Source organism: Actinomadura geliboluensis, from assembly GCF_005889745.1.
GTDB lineage: Bacteria > Actinomycetota > Actinomycetes > Streptosporangiales > Streptosporangiaceae > Spirillospora > Spirillospora geliboluensis.
The window spans coordinates 1-2,660 of record NZ_VCKZ01000663.1 but is presented as its reverse complement, the minus strand read 5'-3'; the positions used below and the strand labels follow the sequence as shown (position 1 = coordinate 2,660).

Here is a 2,660-nt window from a genome sequence, read left to right as displayed (position 1 = left end):
GGCTGAGGCTGGGGTGGGCGGGGGCCGAGCTGATGGAGGCCCGGCCGAGAACGACGGCGCCGGGATGCGGCGGCCTCGGGTCGCCGCCGCCGTTGCCGCCGGGGTGCTGTTCGCGGCCGTGGCGGCCGTGCTCGCGCTGACCACGCCGTGGAACCCGCTGCCGGGGCACGTCCCGGGCGGGCATGTGAAGGCCGACCCGGCGCTCGACTTCTCCCCCGCCGAGATCGCCCGGTCCAGGGCGTTCGACTCGGCCGTGAACCCGCCCGCCTACGCGGGGCTGCTGGTGGGGCTCGCGGTGGTGCTGGCCCTCGGCCTCACCCCGCTCGGCGCCCGCCTCATCGGCCGGGTCACCGCCCGCACCCGCCGCCGCCCCCTCAAGATCGCGCTCGCCGCGGTGGTGCTCATCACCGTGCTGCGCCTGGCGGGGCTGCCGTTCGACATCTGGCGCGAGTCGGTGCTGCGCCGGTACGGGCTGTCGACGCAGAGCTGGCCCGCGTGGCTCGTCGACCAGCTGAAGTCCCTCGGCGTCAGCTGGGTCATCTACACGGTCGCGCTGCTGCTCCTGTACTCGGTCGTACGGCGGTTCCCGCGCTACTGGTGGACGGGCGCCGCCGCCGGCGGGTTCGCGCTCGTGGTGTTCGTGTCGTTCATCTACCCGATCGCCGTCGAGCCGGTGTTCAACAAGTTCCACTCGCTGCCGCAGGGGCAGTTGCGCACCGATCTGCTCGCCATGGCGCAGCGGGACGGTGTTCCGGTGAAGGACGTCCTGGTCGCCGACGCCTCCCGCCGGACGACGTCGCTGAACGCCTACGTGTCCGGGTTCGGCTCCACGCGGCGGATCGTCCTGTACGACACGCTGCTGAAGTCGCCGCGCCCGCGGATCGGGTCGATCGTGGGGCACGAGCTCGGCCACGCCAAGCGCAATGACGTCCTGTGGGGGACGCTGGTGGGCGCGCTGGGCGTGGCCGGGGCGCTGTGCCTGCTGTACCTCCTGATGACCTCTCCGCGGCTCCTGCGGCGCGCCGGGGTCGATCCCGGCGGCCCGCCCGGGGACGCGTCCCGCGGGCGGGCGGCGGCGGACCCGCGCACCGTCGCGCTGGTGCTCGCGCTCGTGGCGGCCGGGACGCAGGTCTCGGCCCCCGTCCAGAACCTGGTGAGCCGGCACATCGAGGCCCGCGCGGACGCGCACGCCCTCCAGCTCACCCGCGACCCGGCGACCTTCGTGTCGATGCAGCACGAACTGTCGGTGCGCAACATCTCCGATCTGAGCCCCGACGCCGCGGAGCGCGTCCTGTGGATGACGCACCCCGCGGGGCCCGACCGGATCGCGATGGCCCGCGACTGGGCCCGGATGAACCGCGTCCCGGTTCCGCCGCCGCTCCGCTGAGGGCGCGTCAGTTGCCCTCGGCGCCCTGCTTGTGCGGTGCCTTCGGCTGGGCGCCCTGCCCTTGCGCGGACAGGGTCGCCGCATCAGGGCGCGGTGCGGTCGTCACCGGCCGCTTCAGCGCCCCGCCCTTCACCCAGTCGTTCCAGCCGACCTGCCAGAAGCCCCAGCCGTTGTCGGGCTCCAGCTTCCGGCTGGTGCCCGTCACCTCGACGGGGTCGCCGCGGTAGCTGAGGTTGTAGAACCACTTGGCGTTGGACGGGCTGATGTTGATGCAGCCGTGGCTGACGTTCTCGCTCCCCTGGGAGCCGACCGACCACGGCGCGCTGTGCACGTACTCGCCGCTGTTGGAGATGCGCACGGCCTTGTACACGGTCAGGCTGTAGCCGCCGGGGCTTCCGGGGCTGACGCCCATCCACGACGACGTCATGACGGTGGGGTCCTCCTTGGCCATCGTCAGGTGGACGCCGTTGGTGGTGGTGTACATGCGGGACCCGCCGCGGCCCATGCTGGTCGGGATGGTCTTGACCTTCTTGCCGTTGACCTTCACGACCATCTTGTGGTTGTCCTCGCCCGCGGTGGACACGTGCGAGTCGCCGATCTTGAAGTCGACGGCGTAGTTCTTGCCGCCGTAGACGTCGCCGCCGGTGCGCACGCCGGCCAGGTGCGCCCGGAACCGCACGTTCGTGTGGGCCGGCCAGTACTGCCTGGTGCGGAACACGACCTGCTGGTCGCCGAACCAGTGCCAGGCGCCCTCGACGGTCCGGTCCGCCGTGACCTCCAGCGCCCGCTCGACCGCCGCCCGGTCCTTCACCGGCTCCTTGAAGTTCATGATGATCGGGATGCCGACGCCGACGGTCTCCTTGTTGTACGGCGCCTCGACCGTCACGCCGTTGGTCTTCGCGGCCTCGGCCGTGGTGAACTGGCTGGACACCGTGCGGGTCCGGCCGTCCTCGCCGAGCGCCGTCGCGGCGACCGTGTAGGTCTTCCCCGGTTCCAGCGACCAGCGCGACCGCCACTGCGTCCGGTCGGCGCTGAGGTCCCCCTCGACCTCGCCCTTGCCCGTCGTCACCGTGACGTTCTCGATCGTGCCGCTGTGCGACCTGACGTCGATCTGGCTGTCCGGCTTGAGCTTTCCGCCGCCGCTCACCGGTGACACCGCGAGCCGTACCGCGTCGCCGGCCTCCGGCTCGCCGCCCGAGCACGCCGCGGCACCCGCCACGACGCTCGCGCCGACGAGCACGGCGGCGGTGCGCCGGCCCCGCTCCCCCGGTCC

At 72.7% G+C, this 2,660-nt stretch carries 2 protein-coding genes; one reads left to right on the top strand and one right to left on the bottom strand.

Translation table 11 applies throughout. The features are described 5' to 3' along the window. Positions 1-64 precede the first annotated feature (64 nt). Entirely contained in the window at positions 65-1,387 is a 1,323-nt protein-coding gene (locus tag ETD96_RS43210; protein ID WP_138642262.1) for a M48 family metallopeptidase, read from the top strand. 7 nt (positions 1,388-1,394) lie between these two features. Here ETD96_RS43210 and ETD96_RS43205 read toward each other — a convergent pair. Next, positions 1,395-2,660: L,D-transpeptidase (locus ETD96_RS43205; RefSeq protein ID WP_338072671.1), on the bottom strand; the 1,266-nt coding region annotated here is incomplete at its 5' end.